Here is a 22,929-nt window from a genome sequence, read left to right on the forward strand (position 1 = left end):
AAATGAAACTAAAACTAAGATACTGTACTTCATCATTACAGCTTGGTATACTTATTTCTCTATACAGCCTTTTTAGTGCCTGCACAGAAATAGAATATACCGAGATAGACAATCCGGCCTATCTACGGGTTTTCAATAGTTTGAATTATGAAGTGAAGCTGGAAAATAGATTAGAAAGACCTCCTTTTCTGACAATGCTGATTGATCCTGTCTTTGACGAAGAAGGGATTCCTGTGAGTGCAGCAATTGTAAGTGATTTTTTAGATCAGCGAGACAAATATGCTGCCCCATTCCCAACACATAGTGCCGGAAGTACTTCAAAGAAGAATCCTGAATATCCCGGAAAAGAAAATGTTTTGGTCGGTCCAATACTCAACGGTTTTGACCTGTCAAGTTGGGCGCAAGTACCCTCCGGTAAGCATCGAATTGTATTTATGTTTCGTCCAATCAACGAAATACCTTTCTTTTCGCTGGAAAAACGTTTGAAAAAGGATGTGGCCATAGATGAAAACATCGACTTGCAAGCCAAAGAGATTTATACCTTAAATGTACTGCAAAAGGATTATATGACAAAAGAGAATGGAATCATCTTGAGACAAGAGAATTTTCACAAATTACCTCTTTCCGACTCTTTAGTTTACTTCAATATGTACAATTATAGCGCATATGGATTTCAATCCTCTCTGGAAGGAAAAGATGGGTCAAATACTACCGGATCACTTCATTATGGCATATTGGATAATATGAATGTATATCTATCATTATATCCTACAGTAAGTAATGATATCTATGGTGGTGGATATGATTCTAAAACTGCAATAAAAAATTACGACGGACTATTCATTAGTTCATTAGTCCGTAATACCGAAAGCAATGAAGTAGCAGCTTATTCCAGTTTCCCTTTGTACAGAGGACCCTCTTCTAACGGTATAAAAACGGATATGATTCAGTTTATTTCATTGATTGCTCCAGGTCTAAGTTATGCTCAAAATCCTTATGGTAGACGCGATGCCCAGAAAGGAGGAGAATTTGCCCTACTAACTTTCCATAAAGATGGAGTGGATGCTTTGCGGCAGATTGCTTCGGCCTATTTCCCAAATATGATTATTTCTCTTCATTCAGGAGAATATAATCCACGCTCTTTTTCTACGGTAAATACCATAGAGATTGTCAATGGAAAGGCTTATCTGACAACTATTCAGCGAAAATATGCACCACCTGTTTATAAATAAAAAATTATGAAGAATTTCTATTTACTTGTATCGCTATGCTTTTGCCTGTCTCTCTCCTATAATTGTTCTCACGATGACATACAAGCTTATGAAGAGAATGCAAAATATCGAGAAGCAGGAGCATATCTAAAGAATAATTTTGACTTTACTCTATTCTATGCTGCAATCGAAAAGACCGGATTGCTCGAAGAGATAAATACTAAAAAAGGCATCACGATATTTGCACCTAACAATAAAGCGTTCAATGCTCAGGGTATATATCATGTCTCAGATTTTGATAACTTAAATGTAGATAGCTTACGGATAATGTTGAATTATTGTATTTTAGACCAAGTGATTATATCAAACACAATACCGGCAGGGTCTATTGATGACAGATATCATACAGTTGCCGGACTAGATGTGTTCATTTCTAAATTTGATAACGGCTGGACTAAAACTTCTTATGTAAATGGCGTGACTATCACCTATCCCGATCAAATAGTCGCAAATGGCGTAGTACATACAATTGAAAATGTTTTGAAGTATACTGACGGTACAGTTCAGGATATTCTGACTGCAAGGAACGAGTATACCTATTTTGTTGCTGCACTCAAAAAATTTGGTTATTGGGATCAATTAGCAAATCCTGGATCGTGGATGCTGCTGGCACCTAATAATGACCAGTTTGAGAAAAATGGTATTACTCTGTCTGATATTGAGGCCATGAACCCTGCCCATTATAAAAAAAGATTATTTGGATGCTATGTATTCAAGTCGCAGATATTCACTACGGATCTGGGAGTCGTTTCAACAGGAGGTACACAAAGCTTTACTGTTCCTATTGAAGGAGATGAAACTTGCACATCAGGAATAAATGCCGGTTATGGTAGTGGTGCAGTAGGATTTTACAGGGAGAGTAATTCAGTATGGAGTAGTATCTCTATTAAACCCCTATATAAGGTCAATTACCTCTCATCTAATGGTATTGTGCACAACCTGGATGGGTTGTTCGCATTACCAAGTAATGCATTAATTTCAACTATACAACAATAATAAAATGAAAAAATATTTATTACATATACTACTTGCATTAATGTTCTTGTCTTCATGTACACAAGACGAGTTCGAACCCGATCCGGTAGGAGAACAGATTCCGGTTGAAGAAATAGATAAAGAACTGATAGAGGAATTGTCCGGTTCGGGTAGTAGTAGTCTCTTTCAGAAGGCATTGGAAAAGAGTAATGTTTTCAAAGAATTAGACAACCGATCGCAAATTACCTTCTTTGTGCCTACTGATAATGCACTTAAGGAAGCTGGAATCAATCAGCAGACAATAGATCAAATGACATCCGAACAGTGTGATACTTTGGTACAGTATCATACGGTAGAGGGACAACTTGATCCGGCTAAAATAGAGCAAACAGTAGGTAATATTTGTATGCCAACCAAATGTGTGGATAAAAAATTAAGAGTGAGTAATGTCAATGGAACAGAGGCATATAGATATGCCCACTATGTATCCGTCAACAACAATCAGATTTTGATCGACGGCAAAGTATCAGGAACTTTTAATAGACAACAAACCAAAGACGCAGATGTGATATACATTGATCGACTACTAAAAAGGCCAACAAAAGATATGTTGACTTTTTTGAAAGAGGATGGACGATTTTCGATCTTCTTAGAGATTATTAAACGGAACGATGAAATGTACTATCCAGCTACCGTGTATCCTTATGATCAAATGTATGATCAAACCGGTCAATACATTTACAATAACTTAAACTATGATTATCAAAACAAACTAATGAGGTCTAAATTATCAGATAAAACCAAAATAGTTAAAGAAGAAATAGCGGCACGTAATCCTAACATAGAAATGCTTTCTCTGTTTGCTCCAACGGATGATGCCTTTAAAAAGGCAGGTTTCAATAAAGCTGAAGATCTTAGGATATTAAATGATCATATGTATTACTCAAAATATTATATCGATCATACCGAAGAGTGGGGATGGGAATATATAGAGTTTCAGTTTCCAACCAACTATGCCCGTGATGGGGCTCCTTACGATTATGGAGCCTTTTTGAAAAGTGACTCTATCATTTCATACCATGCTTGGGGCGAAAAATATTTACCCATAAATAAAGGGAGTGTGAAGCCTACACTATTCTTTTCGAATGACTTAATACAAGATTATATGAAAAACTATATTATCAGCATGGCAGGGTATGACCCTATCAAAATACCAGCTATTTACAATCCTTTTATTTTTACACAAGGCAATGATGGTAAAATTCAGGTGAAGTTAAAGAATGCAAAAGAAGGAATAGAAGGCGCTACCATTATCGAACCTGATATTATGACTCTGAACGGCCCTATCCATGTGGTAGACCGGCTCTTTATCCCCAAAGATTTTTAATTGAAAAAAATGATACAGAAAATGATACGACCAATAAAATATCTCTTCTTGTGTGTCTTCCCTTTAGCTGGACTTCTGGCAAGTTGCGATGACGATGAAAGCACCTATTCTTATGATGCAAACCTGATCAGTATGATCGTTGCAGATAATATCAATCTCTCTAAACTGAATACAGCCGCCACACGTACTGGAATTTATGATCTGCTATTAGAATCTGGCCCCTATACTCTATTAGCTCCTTCCGATGCTGCATTCGGCCTATCAGGGACCGACCCCTCATCAGCCGGCCAGACTAGGCTGACCAAAGTTATCTCCTATCATGTTCTGAATGGTATTTATGAACTGGATAAATTACCGTTTCTGTTCAATCAAGAGATAACATCCCAGGATGGCGGAAAGCTTTTTGTTACCCATTGGGTAAGAAATCAGGATACAATTACAACAGTAAACGGAGCGCCTATCAGTACCTATAAGATGCGTGCATCCAACGGCAACATCCAGGTGATTGACCGATTGCTGGAACCTTATGAATTCGATTATTTGAGCGATGCCATTAGTAATGAAACAGAGCTTACCTTATTTAATCAGGCTTTGCAAAAAACCGACCTGCTCGGACAGCTATCCAAAGAAGGTGCCTATACGGTCTATGCCCCCAATAATGCAGCTATGATCACTTACGGTTTGTCTACTATCGAATCAATCAACGGTAAGAGTAAGGACGAACTTGAAAAGCTGTTACGCTATCACATTGTTCCCGACCGACGGTTTGTTTATGATTATATCCTGACCACTTTGGCGGGGAATGTTACTGCCGAGACCATGGTCAACGGAGATAATGTAGCTGTTACCTTAATTCCCGATGCAAATGTTCCGGGGACATTTAAGGGGATTACTCTTTTGGGTACCAATAATACCAAAGCCATCAATCTCAAGCGTGAAAATATTCTGACAGGTAATGGGGTGCTGCATATTATCGATAATGTATTATTAAACTAAAAGACAACAATGAACTTATATAGAATAAAAGAACACCTTCTGATTGGAATAGCAATATCTTTTGTCTCGATATCGGCTTATGCACAAAATTCGGATTTTGACGTCCGTCTTGAAGGCAATAGACCTGAAGGAAAGCCTCTGACCATCAGCAGTGACAGCAGTAATTTCAAAGGAACAATTTGGGGCTCGGCAGGTAGTGCTACTCTGACAGGCAAAGACCGTATCGGCTCATTAGGAAAAATGAATAGTGACTACTATGACTACAACACAGGGTTACAGCTTAGCTTTCCTTTGCTCAAGGACAAACTATTTTTCTTCGGGAATGAAACATTGACAGGTAGCCGTAACCCCTCGCAATACATCTCTGGTACGGATGAAACAGCTCATATTTTGAGTAAAACGGATGAAGATGCTATCAGGCAGTATCTGAAAAATCGTTATGGCGATGCTTTTGATGCCGGTACAGCGGGTGAATTCTCTCCGCGTATGCACTCCAAGTCTTTCTATAACGGCCTAGACTGGCTGATTGATGCAAACCATAAACTCACCTTGTTTAATCATACCCTTCTGTCGAATGCCGAGGAGCTACAGCGTGACCGCCAGGGATTCCGGTTCAGTAGTATGGGCTACGATCAGGTAACCAAACAGATAGAGACCGGTGCAGAATGGAAAAGTAAATGGAGTGATAATCTTTTTGCAAATGTATCTGTAGGTTACACTCTGTTTAATGACAGGCGCGATCCATCGGGTAACCCAAATATGCCACAGGTTCAGATTGCCGGACGTACTCCGGGAACAATGATCTATTTGGGTACGGATCGTGAAGCCAGCATCTTTGATACAGAACAAAAAAGCTGGAAGGTATCAGCCGATATCAACTGGAATTTTAAGAACCATGCTTTCCTGTTCGGGACTCAAAATGAATTATTTGATGTAGATTATGGTTATGTCAGCGGATGGAACGGGCGTATCGATTACCTGAGTATCGATGATTTCCTCAGAAGTAATCCATACAGGGTAAGAGGCAGTTATAACTACGCGAATAACGACCGTAATTATATCTTAAATAACCCGGCAGCTCAATTCAAACTGAATAACTATAGCCTCTATTTACAGGATGAAATAACGCTGAGTCCGGTATTGAAACTAACTCCGGGACTTCGTGTCAGTCTTACCGACTTGCCGAATAAACCTTTATTGAGTGAGAAGACAAAAGGTATATGGGCTGATCCGAACTTTGGTACTACTTACAGCTATACTCCGTTGAACCGTATCACTAATGATTTTCTGGGACAGGTACGTTTTTCTCCACGTGTCGATATCGAGTATGATCCGTTCAAGGACAAAAGCCTGGTTATTCGCGCAGGGGCAGGGATGTTTACTGGCGAAGTGCCTTTCTCGTGGTTGGCATATGCTTATCGGCATGCAGGTGATACCTACGGCGATTACAGCCAACGGGCGGATGAAGACCCGTTTTCGCCCGGCTTAGATCCGCTTAAACCGGGGCAAAACGGTATCGGAGATTATATAGAACAAAACGGTATTGTTTTAAATAATCCCAATAGTGGACAAACGGAACTGGATCTGATCGATAATGATTTTGAAATGCCGAAATATTTAAGAGGAAGCTTTGCTATTGACTATACGACTAAAGATAATTGGAAATTCTCATTGGAAGGGATATACGAAAAAACACTCGAAGATATATTTTTCCAGCAGGTAAATATTAAAGATGAACCTTTCTGGTACGGATTCGATGCAGAGCATAAGCAACCTGTTTATAAAGGATCGGTAGATCCTCGTTTTTCGAGTATCTACCTGATGAGCAATACCGATCAGGGATACAGATACAGTGTCCGGGCATCGATAAACAAAGCATTTAATAACGGTCTGACTATAGATGCAACATATACTTACGGAATGTCGAAAGACCTGATGGCCGGAAAAAACAGTTCGATGGAGGCTAATCGTCAGATGACACCATCTCTTATCCCGAACAACCCTGAACTAGCGTACAGTAATTCGGATATACGCCATCGGATTAACGCCTCTGTCGGCTATGATATCGAATGGGGCAGAGCCGGCAAGACAAATGTAGCTTTGCATCTGGATGCATCTTCGGGCAGCCCTTTCACATACGGTATTGTCAATTATACGATGCAAGGTAACTCGCAATATGTATCACTGGTATATATTCCTAAACAGGAAGAAGCGATCCGTTTCTTTAAGGACCGTACAGGACAGACAGCTCAACAGCAAGCCGAGGCTCTCAATAGATTTATCGATGGTGACGATTACCTGAAAGGAAGAAGAGGACGGTTTACTGAGCGCAACGCTGGGCGTACTCCATGGAATGTGAGGACTGATCTGCACCTTGCCCATGAGATTGTAACCAATAAGGATAAAATACAAACATTAACTTTCTCGGTCGATGTGATCAACCTGACGAATCTATTATCTAAAAGCTGGGGAAAACAATATTTTGCTTCCGAGTCATTCAATTCCACGGCCTCTGTCGGATTAGTACCCGTACTTCCTTTTTCTGAGCAGAACGCAGGTAATTATCCCGTATATACATTCAACGATCCGGGACAACCCTACAGTATAGATTATTTTGCATCCAGAGCCCGCTTGCAGTTAGGTGTAAAGTACAGTTTTTAAAATTGAAATAATCAAGAATCAGAAGTGATTATAATTAAATATGCAAAAAAGATGAAACGTAAGATCAATCATTTTACAAATATACAGTCTAGCCTATACCTATTGGCGATCTTCCTTATGTTAGGATTTAGTGCTTGTAAGGACGATGATGAAGATGGCGCGGGTAGCCAGTCACAACTGAAAATAGAAAGCTTCTATCCTAACAGTGGAAAGGGAGGGACTTTAGTGACCATCAAAGGCACAGGATTCAGTTCGAATATGAATGGAAATACCGTTGAATTTTCAGGAGTAAAAGCTGAAGTATTCAGTGCTAAAGAAGATGAATTAGTGATTTTGGCTCCTTCCAATGGACAAACAGGAGCAATCAGACTTAATAACGGTAAACAAACGTTGGAGGTAGGAACTTACACCTATCAGGATCTGAGTGTACAAAATATCTTTCCTGCCAATGGGCCGACAGGAACAAATATTCGTATTTCCGGGGAAGGTTTCAGCAGTCTGCAAGGTCCGGCTAAAGTTTTAGTTAATGGAAAAGAAGCAGTAGTTGTCAATGCTTCCAATACATTGATCGTTGCTAAAGTTCCGGCTCAGGCGGGCAAAGGGGCTATTAAGGTAATGGTGGATGGTAAGGAATCTACTGGACCAAATTTCATCTATCAGGAAATAAAGGGAATTAAGCCGCTGACCGGAGGGAAGGGTACAAAGATTACAATTACGGGAGAGGGCTTTGATACAGAACTGACAAAAAATCAGCTTTATTTTAATAATATACAAGCCAAAGTATTGGAAGTATCGGAGACTAAGTTAGTTGTTGAAGCTCCTGACAAAGTGGAAACGGCGAAACTGGCATTGATCATTAATGCACAAAAAACCGTTGGTCCTCAGTTTACCGTAGTACCGGCTCCTACATTATCAATCGTATCTCCGTTAAGTGGTCCTGCGGGTACGCAAATGACCATTCAGGGAAAAGATTTCAGTAAAGAAGCAGATGAAAATAAGGTTTTCATAAATGGTGCGGAGATTCCTATATTGGTAGCTACAGGAAATGAATTAAGCTTGAAGCTTCCGACTGGAATTAGCAGCGGCAAGGTGGAAGTGATAGTCAATGATCAGAAAACAATAGGACCAGAGTTTAAGAATCAAAGTTTGGGTATCACTAAAATAGTTCCAGATAACGGATTGGCCGGAACACAAGTGACGATAGAAGGAATGGGATTCAGTACAAACAAAGCTGATAATATGGTTTTATTCAACGGTATTGCTGCGGAAGTTAAAACGGCTACAGAAAATAGACTCACGGTAATTGCTCCGAATGGATTGAAAACAGGTGTCCTTAAAATTGAAACCGGAGGGATGGTGGCCGAGGCGCCAAAAAACTTTAATCGGGCAGGAATAACAACTTTGGCGAGAGGATTGACTGTGGCATTGTCATCAAAAATAGCAGTAGATAGTCAGAAAAATATTTACTATTGTGATGCTCGTAATATTTATAAAATATCTCCCGATGGTAATTTATCTACTTTATCCACAGGTTTTGCATATATTGCCGGTTTTACACTATACAATGATGATATCTATGTACTTGACTCAAATAAAATTAAGAAGGTTACATTAGCTGGCTCTGTAAGTTTAGTTTCTACTGATAATATTTCGAGTTTAAGCCCCTCTCCTCAAGGTCTTTCAGTAGATAGGTTCGGTAATTTTTATCTATCAAGGAGTTATGGAGGTGTTACAAAGGTTGAAATGCCTTCAGGAAGGATTAATACGACCTTCCGTACATCTTCTCTTCATGATAACTGTAGAACTGCTATAACAAGAAATGGTTCTATTTATCTATCGCAAGACGAGTATCAAGGAATTATTATGCTAACTCTAGCAAGTGGACAGGGTGTAAATTGGCTTGGAAAATATGAACAATACGGATATCTAGATGGTCCAGTTACCACAGCAAAAATAAACTATGGTCCTACTTCTCTAATACTTGACCTAGATGAAAACCTATTAATTATGGATAAGGGAAATTTTGCTATAAGAAAAATAGATTTGGAAACTCAGATTGTGAGTACTCTTGTTAAAGCTAAATATGGTTCTGATTTAAATGACAACTCTCTTGAGTCTGCTCAATGGGGTGGAGTTATTACTGATATAGCCATCGATATAGATGGAGATATTTATTTATTAGATTATGGAAATGCGGCTATTCGCAAAATATTTCTTAAATAATTAAACATGCTAATAATTGCTACTAAACCTAAAGATTGAAGAGTTAATCAATTTCGATATTAATTTATAGAGTAAAGAACACTTTTTCATAATTAATTAAAAACTGAGGTCTCTGTCAATCTATTCATTGGCAGGGGCTTTTCAATAGATATAAATTATAAAGCACATGCGAGTAAAAGTATGCCGGATAGCTCGATTATCATAAAAAAAGAAGTAAAAGAAACCAACGAGACAGCTGTACCTAAAGGAAAAGGGAGCCTGCGTAGTACGGTACTAGACGAAAAGGGAGTACTGGTTACCGGAGTCACAGTCAGCGTTCCGGGTACAACTATCGGTGCTATTACTGATGCCGATGGATATGATTTAACTTATTTAATTGATGTGTTAAATCAAATCAATGAAGCCGAAAAAATCCACTTAGATGGCGATTTTAGAACATTGGTTCCACTGAAACACGTTGATTATGGTAAAACATTATCAGATTTTGAGGATTTTATAATCAATCACCTTAAAGATAGAATACCAAGTTAAGTCAAATGATCAATAGGATTGGAAAAACAGTTAATTATGTGATGTCAAATAGTCACGATTTAATCTACAGTTACCAATAAAAACAGTAACATTATAACAGATTAAATTATGACTACTTCACAAAAAATTATTAAGAACAAGTTAGCAGTTTTAGGTTTAGCCCAACAATTAGGTAATGTATCGAAAGTCTCTAAGGTTATGGGGCAAAAGACTATTAACGAGTATATTACTTGCTGTTTGTAATTTAGCTGGTGCATCTAAATTAGAAATCGAGTAGAATGCTGGATTGAAATGTCGAATAAAGAAAAAAATAAAGCGAAGTAAATTGCATTTTCTATCTTTACAAAAGATAAGTCGCTCTTTAGCATAGTGAGAGAATTAAGCAAATATAAGAACCAAGCTGGTTTCTAAACTCTGCACCAAAAATGCAAGAACGAGTAAAACGGCGTAAGTTCCTGATTAATTGGCGATAAATTCATTATTCTTCTCTCCGCTGCAAGCATTAAAAAAGTAAGATATTGTGTATTCAGGAAGAGGTTCCGTTACGAATACGTTACCTGTTTTAAACTGTGGCGACTCATTCAAATAACAGATTTTCCTCTAACAGTAAACGATTCAGTACATTTTTTTTAAACAAGGCTGTGTTATGTCAGCTTTACACTCTGAATCCATTTCCTATTCGCTAATTCACAGCATTTTGCGTATCGTTGATTAGCTCTATAACAGTTGATTTTGTAACTTGTAAAAGAGTTAATTATGCAAGACGTAAAAGTAAGCTTCTACCTCAAACGAAAAGAGGAAAGAGCAGACGGAACAGTTCCCATTTTAGGACGTATCCGCATCGGAAAATCAATGATACAGTTCAGTGCCAAAGTTTATGTCCCTGTATCCCTTTGGAATACTACCTCGGGAAGAGCTATCGGTAAAAGTAAAACAGCTTTGTCCATCAACGCAACGTTGGATAAGACATGCGTAGCCATCCATTCCGCTTATCGGGAACTTTCGCTAAAGAATAACAATGTATCAGCTTTGGAAGTCAAAATGCTTTTCAAGGTATTGCATCTGAGCAAGATACCCTTGTCAAATACTTTGAGGCTCATAATGAGAAATTCTTACAAAATGTAGGCATAAACCGTGCAGAAGGAACTTATAAGCGTTTTCTAACCTCTCTTGGTCACTTGAAACGTTTTATGCGAAAGAAATATAATATTTCCGACATACCCTTTCAGGCATTGACACCTTCCTTTGTTGCCGATTATGACTACTATTTGCGTATTGAACTTGGTCTTGCTTGTGGAACAATAATCAATACAATCGTTCATCTGCGAAGAATCATTAAAATAGCGACAAACAACGGCTTGGTTCGCTCCGACCCATTTACGGACTACAAGTACATTGCCCAAGAGGCTGTTCCCAAATCACTGACTTCGGATGAGTTGGATACACTGATAAAAGCAAAACTGTCCCGCCCGAATCTGAACTTTATTCGGGATATGTTTCTGTTTTCCTCATTCACGGGCATCGCATTCAGCGATATGCGTAATTTGACTAAAAAAAACATTTCCAGAGCCGAAGATCGAGTCTGGTGGATTCATCTCAGTCGGAAGAAGACAGGAGCACCCTGTCATATTCCACTATTGGAAATACCTCTTCAACTTATCAAAAAATATCGGGGAATAGTCAAAGATGGCAGGTTATTTCCGATGATCAGTTGCAGTAAAACCAATATCTACCTGAAACGAATCGCTAAGGAATGCGGTATAGACAAGCGAGTTACCTTCCACATGGCACGTCACTGCTATGCTTCGGTTGTTACACTCTCACAGGGTGTTCCGCTCGAAACGGTTGGCGAATTGTTAGGACATACCGATTGGCGAGCCACCCGAATCTATGCACAGGTCAGCAATGATAAAATCAGAGAAGACATGCAATTACTTAACAAACGCTTATCGGGCAAATACGATTTTGAGAGGAGTAACTCTACTGATGCAGTATTGTAATTTATGGAGGAGAGAGAAATGAATGCAACAAGGAACAAGAATAAAAACAATACGAAAAGTACCGTTTACAGCACTTTTGCTGTTTTGTTTTACATCAATCGACAAAAGATAAAGAAAAACGGCAGGTGTCCGCTAATGGGTAGAATATCCATCAATGCGGAAATGGCTCAGTTTTCTGTCGGATTAGATGTCGATTCGAAACTTTGGGATGCAAAAACTTATCGTCTGACAGGCAGAAGCCGTCATGCAGCCGAAGCAAACTATCAGATATCACAATTGATCGAAAAGATTAATCGGTATTATAAAGAGATACTTGATGAACAGGGATATATTACCGCAGAGCTTGTCAAAAATGCCGTAGGTGGTATTGGTCGAAAGAAAGAAAACTTACTGGAACTCTTTCAGGAGCATAACGAAGAATATTCCAAACAAGTAGGTATTACCCGTTCTGCTGAAACTATGCGAAACTATATTTCGGTGTATAATCAAACAAAAAGTTTCTTACGCACCCTCTATAATGCGGAGGATATACCACTCAGACAATTAGAATTATCTTTTATCGAAAAGTTTGATTCATTTATGCGTATCGAACAGGGATTTACGGCACATACAGTTTCTTCCTATACAATTATGTTACGAAAGATAATCCGCAGGGCAATCAGTCAAGGAATATTACACAAAAATCCTTTTGCCAGTTATATTCCCGAGCAACCACCCCGTAAACGCAGGCACATGAATCGCGAAGAACTGGATAAATTTATGAATGTATCGATAGCCTCCAAACGTGTATGCCACACTCGCGACATGTTCATCTTTGCGACATTCACAGGTTTGTCGTATGCAGATATGCGAAATCTATCAGAAGAAAATATCCACCAAGAGCAGAACGGAAGACTTTGGTTAAAGATTAAACGGCAAAAGACAGGCAGTAAATGCAATATTCCGCTATTGGATGTACCATTACAAATCATGGAGAAATATAAATCGGAGCGAAAGGGGAGCAAGATTTTCAATATGATAACCCTGTCATGCATGGAAGTTAATTTGAAGAAAATTGCGAAGCTATGTAAGATAGAAACACGGATTACCTACCATCAAAGGCGACATAATTTCGGAACGCTTATCACGCTTTCACAGGGAGTTCCGATGGAAACGGTCAGTCAGATGATGGGGCACAAGTGCATTAAAACCACCCAGATTTATGCCAAGCTAACGCGACAGAAGCTTAATGAGGATATGAAGAAGTTAAGTAGCCGTATTGGCGGGAAATACAAACTGGAGGATTATGTTGAAAATGACAATAAAGCAAATCAATGTAAAACAGAGCAATTAAAACCAAATAATCATGGAAAATAGAAAAATCACAATATCAAATAATGGAACAGTAACCGTTCCAAGTGAAACGAAAATGAGTATTTCTTAGATTGCCAACTTGTTTGGTATTCACTACCAGACTGCCAAAAGGCTCACTCGGAATATTGAAAAATTGGGTGTCGTTAATGGTGACTATGTTGGAAGTTGTGTTTGCGAAGGCTCAAAAATATATCCTGAATATTATGGGTTGGAGATGGTCATTGCCGTTGCCTTTCGCGTACACTCGGCAAATGCTGAGGTATTCAGAGGATGGCTACTAAAGCAAATTGGGATAAATGACCTTCGAATACGAACACTTGTATACAGTAAGAATATTTCCTTGAATTAGCTTGAATAGATATACCAGGTACAATGACGGCAAGCTTTCAACAGTCTGCCGTTTTTTGATGTAAGCTTTAAGTATGATGAGATATGCTCTATACAATCAACTTATAACCGATTCCTCTAATATTTACTATTTTAACATTGTCGTCTTTAGCCAATTTATGCCTTAGTTTTGTAATAAAAACATGTAAACTTCTTGTATTAAAAAAACTGTCATCACCCCAAAGATCTAGCAAGATACTTTGTGTTTCTACAACACTGTTTTTATTTATACATAATCGCTTTAATATTTCTGATTCTCTGTGAGACAGTTCTTCCTTGCCATTGGCATGACTTAATATTTGTGATACCGCATTAAAATGGTAGCTACCAATACTAAAGTTTGTTGAGCCTTCCTTTTCCTTATATGTTTGTATTCTTCCGACTAAGGCTTTTATTCTTACGATTAACTCTTGCATATTGAAAGGCTTTTTGAGATAGTCATTGGCTCCAAGCTCAAAGCCTTCGACAACGTCCTTAATTGCCGATCGTGCTGTCAGAAAAAGGATAGGAGTTGTTTTATCTGTTTGTCGTATCTTATTGACCATCTCAAAGCCATCAAGTTCAGGCATCATTACGTCTGCTACTAAGATATCGGGTCTAACATCAAAAAATAAATTCAAACCCTCAACTCCATTCTCTCCCAGAATAATTTCAAAACCCTGATCCGTCAATGTATCTTTAATTATCATAGCGAGGGTTTGCTCATCTTCAACCAATAGGACTTTTATATTTTCCATTATTCAACAGGTATTTTTATCGTAAATTCAGAGCCTTTGCCAATAGCACTGGCCACGTTTATTATTCCTCCGTGTTTTTCTACTATTGTTTTTACATAGAATAGGCCTATTCCATAACCTTTAGCATTATGTTTATTACCTTGTGGAACACGATAGAATTTTTCGAACACAAATTTTTGTTTGTCCGAAGCAATTCCAATTCCATTATCCTTTACTTTAATAATAAAATACCGATTGTCTATGTAAGCGGTAATATCTATAATGGTTTTATCCTTAGAATATTTAACAGCATTATCTATGAGGTTGCTTAAGGCATTGTTTAAGTGAGCCTTGTCTGCACATATCGTTAAGTCGTCAGGCTGTATATTAAGATTAAAAATGATTTTTCGCTCACTCTTCATCCTGTGTTGTTCTATAAGAATCTCAAACATATACTTTAATCTGAGGTCTTCTTTTTTGAGAATAAGTTTCAATCGTCGTTCCACACTCATGGACAAAATTTGTTCTACTAAACTACTCAGTTTTTCAAGCTGTTCTTTATTGATTGACAAATATTTCTCACGCCGCTCTTTATTGTCTCCTTGTCCGAAATTCAGTAAAGCATCTGTAGCTGCGTATGCGACAGCTATCGGGGTCTTCAATTCATGAGTCATATTGTTGGTGAAATCATCTTTCATTTCGTCCAATGTTTTTTGTTGGAGGATCGTGCGGATTAGGTACCAAAAAGCAAACGCTAAAATAAGGACAATAAGTGCTGTTGTAGACAGAATACCCAACATTTGTGACAAAATCGTTTTGGTCAAAGCCTCGAAATGTACTCGATAACCAAGCTGGTTATTTGAGTCAAATGTATAGTTAAATACAAATGAGTCATTCTTTATCTCTGTAATATCTAAACTTTGTATGACACTGTCTTTTGAGAAATCAACAACCTCTATTTTATATATATCAGATTTGATCTCTCTTGCTTTTAAAGCAGTAGACAGAGCAGCATGAAGTGTATCTAATCTGATTGGGGCGATCGAATCTACTGTTTGATGCATTGTTTCGCGAATCATAACTCCCAGTTTTTCAAATTGAGCTAAACTAAACTCCTCATCTCCGACCTCTTCTTTGCTATCCTTTATTGTATCTCCATGCTGGACAATTCGCTTACTCTTTACCATTTTTTTCGATTCAGATGTGTCTGCCTCCTTACTATCATTATTTCCAATAGATTGAGTTATTGATATTTCTCCGTTGAGTTTATCCTTATCGGAAGAACTCTCCAAGCTATCCATTCTGAACTCCAACTCGTGAGAATTAGCAATATTAAGACAATCGAAGATATTTTTTTCGGTCTCGACTTGAATGCTAGTATATAACCCTTTCAACCAAAAAAGCTGAACAAGAAATACAATCGACAATGAGACAAGAATGCAAATGACTATATACTTAAAGTTAGGTTTCATTACATTATAAAATTATATTGAAACAAATGTAAATAGAAATATTTCACTATTTGCAATCTGTTAAGACTAGATAAGACTTCATAAGTAAGTGATAACCCATTTTATCTATTGTTCTGTAAATCTTTGCATCAGAAATAAATCAAAGTAGAATAAAATATGAAAAAGACAATCTTATTACTCGCATTTACGTTAGGTTTGATATCATCGGCCAATGCTCAAAAGTTCAGTATCAAACTGTCTGTACCTGGTAGAGTATTTCAATCCGATAGCTACCCGACAAGACCAGATACCAGATACTCTGATAACAGGAATAATATTTCTGTTGGGGGAAGCATTGAGTTTTCAAAAAAAGATGGAATCAAATTTAAGATCAACAACACTCAGGAAGAAACCAATGTATATTCCCAACCCCTAAGTCGAAAACAATTACTAAAAGAAAGAGAAGTACTATCTGAAATAAAAGGAAAACAACTATGAAAAAAATAATATTTGTGGTATTCGTCCTATTGCTATCCTATTTTAATGTAGCAGCACAAAATATAACAGGAAGGATTGTAGATACAAGAAATAGCCCGATAGAGTTTGCAACCATTGTATTACAAACAAAGGATTCTCTATTCATCAACACTATTTACAGCGACTCGTTGGGTTATTTCTCTTTTAACGAAGATTTAAAAGACTTTCGCTTATTAGCTCAGCATTTAATGTACAATACATTTATCTGTGAATTCTCTTCTTCCGATGTAGGCAAAATACAACTGAACGAAAAAGAAAATCTATTGTCCGAAATTGTAATTAATGGTGAACGTCCTGTGGTAAAGGTAATAAATGGTAAAATGACTTATGACATGCCACAACTATTGAAAAATAAAATGGCCGGTAATGCTTACGAAGCTATCTTGGAACTACCGGGTGTATCAGAACAAAGTGATGTCATAAAGCTGGCAGGCAGTAATGGTGTAGCTATTATTATCAATGGAAAACCTTCGACAATGACTGGAGATCAGTTGACTACATTATTGAAAAATATGCCTAAGGAGCGAATTCAATCGGCAGAAGTAATGTATAGTGCACCTCCTCAATACCATGTTCATGGTGCAGCTATAAATCTGGTACTATCAAATAATTTGTCTGAAACACCACAATTACAAGGGCAAGTGAATACAGAATATAGTCAATATCATTATGCCGATTATAAGGGAGGGATAACACTAATGTACAGCACTCCTAAAACATCGACTGATTTTATGTATCAGTTCGGGTATCTGAATCATCGCTCTGGTCTTGATTTAGATTCACATCATACCATTAATAATATCTTATATAATATTGAACAATCTAACAGAGGATATAACAAAAGCCAGGGGCATAATATCCGTCTGGGAAATGATCTGTATTTAGGTGAAGGGAATAAATTAAGTTTGGTATATACAGGTCAGATAAAAGCAGGAGGACGAATTGTTGAAACCTCTAAAGGTTCATTTTCTAATTCTCAGAATAAAAAAACAATGGACAGTCCTGTTCAGATGCACAATATATCGTTGAGTTATTCCTCTAATTTTGGATTAAATACAGGTGTTGATTATACATTCTATAAGAATCATTCTACTCAGAATTACAATGAATTCCAGACAGGTAGAGAAGATGCTTTTATTGCACAATCAAAACAAAATATCAACAAGCTTTCGTTATACGCAGATCAGAGTCACTCATTAGGTCAAGATTGGACGCTTGATTATGGAACTAAATTCAGTTATGCATCCGACAAAAGTTCACAAATATATTCGTCTTTGAAGGACAAAGACTTATCGACCTCAAATACAGATAGCAATCTGGACGAATATACCTATGAGTTGTATGCGGGATTTTCTAAAGAATTTTCTGATAAATTATCATTAAAATCCCATTTGACAGGAGAGTATTACAAACATAAAGGTAAAGACTATTGGAGTGCTTATCCCGAATTGGAACTAACTTACACGATTGATCCAGGCAATATAATCCAATACAGTATATCGTCAGACAAAGACTATCCTAATTATTGGGAAATGGTTAATTCTATTTCACATCTAAGTGGTTATACCGAAATACACGGAAATCCGGACTTGAAACCATACAGGTCATACGAAACTCAGTTGTCTTATATTCTGAAGAGCAAATATATTTTCACACTTTATGGTAGTCTTCAAGATGATTATTTTGCACAATTACCTTATCAATCATCCGAACGATTGGCTATAATTTATAAAACAACTAATTTTGACTATTCCCGTCAAGTAGGGATAAATACCGTGATTCCTTTTCGCATTAGCTCAATATTAGATTCCAGATTAAACCTGACAGGATTCTATGAAAAGGTGAAGAGTAATAATTTTCATGATTTGTCATTCTCCAATGATATTGTTAGTTTCTCTGCAACACTAAACAATACATTTAATATATCCTCAAAACCAAATATAAAGGCTGAATTGTCAGGTGCGTATATGCCTAAATATATCCAAGGTCCAGCCACACTCTCTAAGATGTATAAAATTGATACAGGAGTTAAATGGACTTCGAACAATAATAAAGCAGAAGTTCGATTCAAGGTTAATGATATACTTAACTCTTGGAATCCTAAGAATGTAAAGACCCAATTTGATAACCAAAATCTAAATATGCAGATGAAATCCGATAATAGATATGTGAGTTTATCGTTGACCTATAAATTTGGAGGTTTTAAAGAGAATAAACGTAAAGAGGTAGACACTTCTAGATTTGGGACAAAATAGTCTTTTGCTTGACAAAGACAATGTTTGAGATAAATCAGGAATTCTTCTACATATCAACTACTAAGTTGAAGATAAATAAAAAATCGAAGAATTAGGTTGGAAATTTATGCTACAGTAGGAGCACATACTGTATCTTGTCAGTTATTTTAAAGAAAATGTTTAATAATGATTTTCATATTTATCCGTCCATAAAAGAACAGCAAGCCGGTAAAATGCCAAATCCGAAGCCTTTGCGGGTTTACCTTAACAGGAAAAGATTTGTCTTATTTACCAATGCTTGCTGTAATAAATAGTTACCGGATAAAAAAGAAAAAAAGTTGATGTTGTAGGGAAGAGTATTCTGCACACTTAGTCTGGTCTGCTTACTTCCTAAAACTCTCCCTATAGCCATCTTGTAGAAGCTTCTCAATATCCGACGAACGATACAAGATCTTACCACCCAGTTTGATATAGGGAATTCTCCCTTCGTTCCGGTAGTCCTGAAGACTTCTCCTGCTTAGCTTTAACTTTTTCGACAACTCTTCATCCGTATAAAAGCTTTCTCCATTCAAAGTCGGCTTGCGGACAGGAAACAATCGTTCCATAAGCGAAGCCAGCCGATCCAGTGAGAGAAAAAATGATTTTACCCGTTCATTGCTCTCCGGTGTAATTAATTGATTACTCATATTTTTTCTATTTTATTGATTTAAAATCTGTTTTGTTTAACATTTCATATAACGACCCCAACCTGTAATATACAAACCATAAGGCGACTTTTCTGATTCTATCTTGCTCCGTTTCATCCCCATACCAATGGAGTAACCATCTTTACCCGAATCAATTTCGTAACAGGAAAAACTTCCCGCTTGGATTCCTTATCATAATGGTAGGCTAACAGGTTATAGCTGCCGTTATACCCCTGAAAAATATACACATCGGGATTACCATTGACACTTTCCCAAGCTCCCAGCCATGCAGTTGGGAAACTCCGATAATTTTGATATTTTTCCATACTTACAGTTCCTTTCCCTGATGATTGGCTTGTTTACGCTTTTCCTCCACCAATGGCAGTGCCTTTTCCACATCTTGGGACTTATAGTACGTTTTATGATTGATTTGAGAATATGCCAGCGTGCCGTTGTCCCGAAATGTTTGCAGGGTTTTCGGCGAAATATTCAGCAGTATACATACGTACTGATTGTCCATCCACTCACTTTCAGTATTACCATACAGACGGCAAAGGTGTTCCATCCGGGTAGCGAAATTTTCAAATTTTGAAAGCATCGCTTCAAATGTTTTTGCTTCAATATTTACGATCTCCATTGCACTATATTTTAAAATTATTATTCGTATTTGTTCCAAAAATAAGCCTTTCAATTATCACATACCAAAGGATAGATCCCTTTGCATCCTCATGTCGTATTTTGCTTATAAACAAGCAAATTCAACTGTGATAACTTCATCGTTCTGCTGTGAAGTAAAAAAGAAAAACGCAACCTTCAATGAGCATTTAGTCTGTTGGCAGTCAGTGGTATTGATTTGGCAGCAAGAGGCATCGCCTCCCCCTTATTTTTCTTTCTTCCGATAGGAAGTAAAGTAGAAACATTCATTCCTCAATGGCTTTTAAATCAAGTGGCAGCTTGTGGCAGGGGTTGTCTATAGTGTAACTTCAATTTTTCTCTCTTGAGTATCAATTCTTAGTTAAAAAAGCAGTTTCTCAGCCCATTGAGATGCTGAACTAAACACCAACAGAGAAAATATCATTCTCACATATCGTATTTCGGTTGCTCAGTTTTGTCCGATGTGCAAAACAGTGAAGTATATACTGCCCATACACTCAATACAGCAGAAAGATATTGCAGAATACTCCATATAAAATAAGTCTGCTAATACTGCTGACTAATAGTAGTTTATTTGCAACTGATAATCGGCCCTTTATAGTAAGAAGAGCCGTAGTATTCATATTTTTAATACAGTATGCTATGAGCAGTAAACAAACTGATAACAGGCAGCAAAAAAGACAATGCCCGAAGACTGGTCACCTCTACCTTCGGTTGCAGGGAAACCCAACACCACAAAATTCGATAATGGAGACAAAGACGAACTTCTGAAAAAATTTCTAGGGAGAGATGATCTCAATGTTGTGGGCGTTGATGTACATAAAGAGAACTCTAATAGAGATATTGAACAAACTATCAGGATAGAAGATAGTATTCGTACAGAGGATAGTTTGCAAACAGAACCGGTGGTAAATACACCTTGCACGATAAAACGTATCAGTAGCAAGCAGCGCAAGGAATCATTGGAGGAATATCAGCAAGCATTTCTCTCTGTTCCAAAACTCGAAGACCGCAAACCTGTATTTATCAGTCGGGAGGTGCGAGACAGCCTGGATGAGATCGTCTGCAAGTTAGGAGGACGGAAAATGAGCGTATCGGGCTTTATTGAGAACATTGTCCGTCATCATCTGAAAATCTATCAAGATGATGTGGAAATGTGGAAGAAGCTCTAATCTTTAGCTTCTATCCATTGTAAAGTAAGTCTGTATAGTGTAACGACTTATCTTTTAAATGGAACATAAATGTTCTTGTAGTGGAGCGAGGTTATGTTTTGATTGCATGAAAACCCTCGCTTTGGCTTATCAGCCAAAGGGGAAACCTCTCTCGTTGGTCGCAGTTTCGGGTTAGGGTCGCAGACCCTTCTATTATCACTTTATCAGCAAATAAAAATCGAAAGTATTGAATCAGGACAGTAACCATAAGAAGAAAGGAGGACGCCCGAAGAAAAGCTCCGTTACTCGCAAAGACAAGACCATTGCGGTCTGTTTTTCCGAGCCGGAGTTCTATGCTATTCGCCATCGGGCAGCCAAAGCAAATCTTCCGCTTAGTGTCTATTGTCACGATGCGATTCTAAACGGAAAGATAAAAGAACCGCTGAAAAAAGAAGAACTGGATACGCTTAGAAGCCTCTCCAATATGGGTAATAATCTGAATCAGCTCACAAAAACAGCCAAGTTTTTGGGCATAAAACGGCTCAAAAACGAAACCGAAATTCTATTCAATCAGATACAAACTATCATCAATAAACTGTCGGATGATTGGAAAAATAGTAAAAGGAAAGAGTTTTAAGGGCTGTATTTCATACGTCTTAGGAAACAAAAAATCTAAGATTTTGGCGAGTGAAGGTGTATTGGAAACCGATGCAAAATCCATAATCAACAGTTTTTATATGCAAAGCTTACTCAATCCGAACCTTTCAAAATGTGTGGGACATATTCCGCTGGCATTTTCTCCCAATGATAAAGAACGGATGACAGACCAGTTTATGGAACGTTTGGCAAACGAGTATATGAAGGCGATGGGTATAGAAAATACACAGTATATCATTGTTTGCCATGGTAACACTGCTCATCCACATTGCCATATTGTGTTCAATCGGGTGGATAATGATGGTAAGACGATTTCCGAAAAGAACGACCAATACCGGAATGAGAAAGTGTGTAAACAATTAAAGGATAAATACGACCTCACTTACGGCAAAAGAAAAGAGAATGTCAATCTTCAGAGGCTAAAGGGAGCGGAACAGACTAAATACGAAATCTACCATGTGATTAAAGATATTCTTCCAAAAGCCAAGAGTTGGCAGGCATTTGAAGAACTCCTAAGAAAGAAAAATATATCCATAAAGTATAAATACAAAGGACAAACAAATGAAGTACAAGGGATTTCATTTAAGAAAGGAGAGCATTCGTTCAAAGGTTCGGAGATAGACAGGAAGTTTAGCTACTCCAAACTGGATGCACTGCTAACTGAGAACAGCCATTCTCAGAAACAGCAACAATATGAACAACAGCAAGTAACCCCACCGAAAGAGGCAGGAGCTAGCTTGATAGAAAATGCTGTATAGGAGTAGCCGATGCGATATCAAGCATAGGCGGTTTGTTTAATATGCAGCCGTCTAATTACGATATGAACGAAGCAGAAGCCTTGTTGCGGAAAAAGAAAAAGAGAAAAATCAAGAGACCAAAGCTTTAAAATAGATTATTAACAACTTAAAATAGGAAAAATATGGCACAGTCAGTATCGAACGATGCACTTTGGGAGAAGCTTTCAGAGGTGGATAAGAAGTTGGAAAAGCTCTCCGAATGGCAAAAACCATCCAATTTAGATAATGAGCAAGCAGTCATTAAGCCTGATTTTCAGAAAGA

Annotated in this window: 21 protein-coding genes; 16 read left to right on the forward strand and 5 right to left on the reverse strand. The window is 37.6% G+C overall.

All coding sequences use genetic code 11. The features are described from left to right. The first annotated feature begins 2 nt into the window (after positions 1-2). From BGC7_RS08580 to BGC7_RS17640, 11 genes are all read left to right on the forward strand, one after another. Positions 3-1,232, forward strand: coding sequence for a hypothetical protein (locus BGC7_RS08580; RefSeq protein WP_050701192.1), 1,230 nt, complete (start codon positions 3-5; stop codon positions 1,230-1,232). Positions 1,233-1,238: 6 nt separating this feature from the next. Then, positions 1,239-2,267: a fasciclin domain-containing protein gene (locus BGC7_RS08585; protein ID WP_050701172.1), complete on the forward strand. Its 1,029-nt coding sequence runs from the start codon at positions 1,239-1,241 to the stop codon at positions 2,265-2,267. A gap of 4 nt (positions 2,268-2,271) precedes the next feature. Continuing rightward, positions 2,272-3,633: a fasciclin domain-containing protein gene (locus tag BGC7_RS08590; RefSeq protein WP_082206577.1), complete on the forward strand. Its 1,362-nt coding sequence runs from the start codon at positions 2,272-2,274 to the stop codon at positions 3,631-3,633. A 21-nt stretch (positions 3,634-3,654) separates the two neighbouring features. Further along, on the forward strand, positions 3,655-4,629 hold the full coding sequence (locus BGC7_RS08595) for a fasciclin domain-containing protein (RefSeq protein ID WP_185112964.1): 975 nt from the start codon (positions 3,655-3,657) through the stop codon (positions 4,627-4,629). Positions 4,630-4,638: 9 nt separating this feature from the next. Then, entirely contained in the window at positions 4,639-7,290 is a 2,652-nt protein-coding gene (locus tag BGC7_RS08600) for a TonB-dependent receptor domain-containing protein (RefSeq protein ID WP_050701175.1), read from the forward strand. Between the two features lie 51 nt (positions 7,291-7,341). Then, entirely contained in the window at positions 7,342-9,513 is a 2,172-nt protein-coding gene (locus BGC7_RS08605; RefSeq protein WP_157258687.1) for an IPT/TIG domain-containing protein, read from the forward strand. A 180-nt stretch (positions 9,514-9,693) separates the two neighbouring features. Beyond that, entirely contained in the window at positions 9,694-10,044 is a 351-nt protein-coding gene (locus tag BGC7_RS08610; protein WP_050701177.1) for a peptidase associated/transthyretin-like domain-containing protein, read from the forward strand. Positions 10,045-10,800: 756 nt separating this feature from the next. After that, positions 10,801-11,169, forward strand: coding sequence for an Arm DNA-binding domain-containing protein (locus BGC7_RS18155; protein ID WP_050701178.1), 369 nt, complete (start codon positions 10,801-10,803; stop codon positions 11,167-11,169). Between the two features lie 2 nt (positions 11,170-11,171). Next, entirely contained in the window at positions 11,172-12,044 is an 873-nt protein-coding gene (locus tag BGC7_RS08620; protein ID WP_255351461.1) for a site-specific integrase, read from the forward strand. 18 nt (positions 12,045-12,062) lie between these two features. Beyond that, a complete protein-coding gene (locus BGC7_RS08625) occupies positions 12,063-13,400 on the forward strand; it encodes a site-specific integrase (RefSeq protein ID WP_050701193.1) in 1,338 nt (445 codons plus the stop codon). Positions 13,401-13,476: 76 nt separating this feature from the next. Beyond that, complete coding sequence (locus BGC7_RS17640) at positions 13,477-13,746, forward strand: hypothetical protein (protein ID WP_255351459.1); 270 nt, start codon at positions 13,477-13,479, stop codon at positions 13,744-13,746. A gap of 88 nt (positions 13,747-13,834) precedes the next feature. Here BGC7_RS17640 and BGC7_RS08630 read toward each other — a convergent pair whose 3' ends face one another. Continuing rightward, positions 13,835-14,524, reverse strand: a complete 690-nt coding sequence (locus BGC7_RS08630) for a response regulator transcription factor (RefSeq protein ID WP_050701180.1) — start codon at positions 14,522-14,524, stop codon at positions 13,835-13,837. Next, positions 14,521-15,972: a sensor histidine kinase gene (locus tag BGC7_RS08635; RefSeq protein ID WP_050701181.1), complete on the reverse strand. Its 1,452-nt coding sequence runs from the start codon at positions 15,970-15,972 to the stop codon at positions 14,521-14,523. The genes BGC7_RS08630 and BGC7_RS08635 overlap by 4 nt, the downstream gene beginning before the upstream one ends. 156 nt (positions 15,973-16,128) lie before the next feature. Between BGC7_RS08635 and BGC7_RS08640 the strand changes: the two genes are divergently transcribed. Together BGC7_RS08640 and BGC7_RS08645 are read left to right on the forward strand one after the other, a co-directional pair. Further along, positions 16,129-16,449, forward strand: a complete 321-nt coding sequence (locus BGC7_RS08640; protein ID WP_050701182.1) for a hypothetical protein — start codon at positions 16,129-16,131, stop codon at positions 16,447-16,449. Then, positions 16,446-18,743, forward strand: a complete 2,298-nt coding sequence (locus BGC7_RS08645) for a TonB dependent receptor (RefSeq protein WP_050701183.1) — start codon at positions 16,446-16,448, stop codon at positions 18,741-18,743. Before BGC7_RS08640 ends, BGC7_RS08645 begins: the two co-directional genes overlap by 4 nt. Before the next feature lie 362 nt (positions 18,744-19,105). On the opposite strand, the gene BGC7_RS08650 is transcribed toward BGC7_RS08645, so the two are convergent. The 3 genes from BGC7_RS08650 to BGC7_RS08660 all read right to left on the reverse strand — a co-directional run bounded on the left by BGC7_RS08650 (position 19,106) and on the right by BGC7_RS08660 (position 20,045). Continuing rightward, on the reverse strand, positions 19,106-19,408 hold the full coding sequence (locus BGC7_RS08650; protein ID WP_050701184.1) for a helix-turn-helix domain-containing protein: 303 nt from the start codon (positions 19,406-19,408) through the stop codon (positions 19,106-19,108). Between the two features lie 113 nt (positions 19,409-19,521). Next, positions 19,522-19,734, reverse strand: coding sequence for a DUF3876 domain-containing protein (locus BGC7_RS08655; protein ID WP_242034349.1), 213 nt, complete (start codon positions 19,732-19,734; stop codon positions 19,522-19,524). A gap of 2 nt (positions 19,735-19,736) precedes the next feature. After that, complete coding sequence (locus tag BGC7_RS08660) at positions 19,737-20,045, reverse strand: helix-turn-helix domain-containing protein (protein WP_050701194.1); 309 nt, start codon at positions 20,043-20,045, stop codon at positions 19,737-19,739. Positions 20,046-20,745: 700 nt separating this feature from the next. On the opposite strand from BGC7_RS08660, the gene BGC7_RS08665 reads away from it, so the two are divergent. The 3 genes from BGC7_RS08665 (at position 20,746) to BGC7_RS08675 (ending at position 22,628) form a co-directional block, all read left to right on the forward strand. Beyond that, on the forward strand, positions 20,746-21,234 hold the full coding sequence (locus BGC7_RS08665) for a DUF3408 domain-containing protein (RefSeq protein ID WP_082206584.1): 489 nt from the start codon (positions 20,746-20,748) through the stop codon (positions 21,232-21,234). 226 nt (positions 21,235-21,460) lie between these two features. Continuing rightward, positions 21,461-21,850 carry a plasmid mobilization protein gene (locus BGC7_RS08670; RefSeq protein ID WP_050701185.1) on the forward strand — a complete coding sequence of 130 codons (390 nt, stop codon included), beginning with the start codon at positions 21,461-21,463 and terminating at the stop codon, positions 21,848-21,850. After that, entirely contained in the window at positions 21,816-22,628 is an 813-nt protein-coding gene (locus tag BGC7_RS08675; RefSeq protein WP_242034350.1) for a relaxase/mobilization nuclease domain-containing protein, read from the forward strand. The genes BGC7_RS08670 and BGC7_RS08675 overlap by 35 nt, the downstream gene beginning before the upstream one ends. Positions 22,629-22,929: the final 301 nt, after the last annotated feature.

The organism is Dysgonomonas sp. BGC7 (assembly GCF_001261735.1).
GTDB lineage: Bacteria > Bacteroidota > Bacteroidia > Bacteroidales > Dysgonomonadaceae > Dysgonomonas.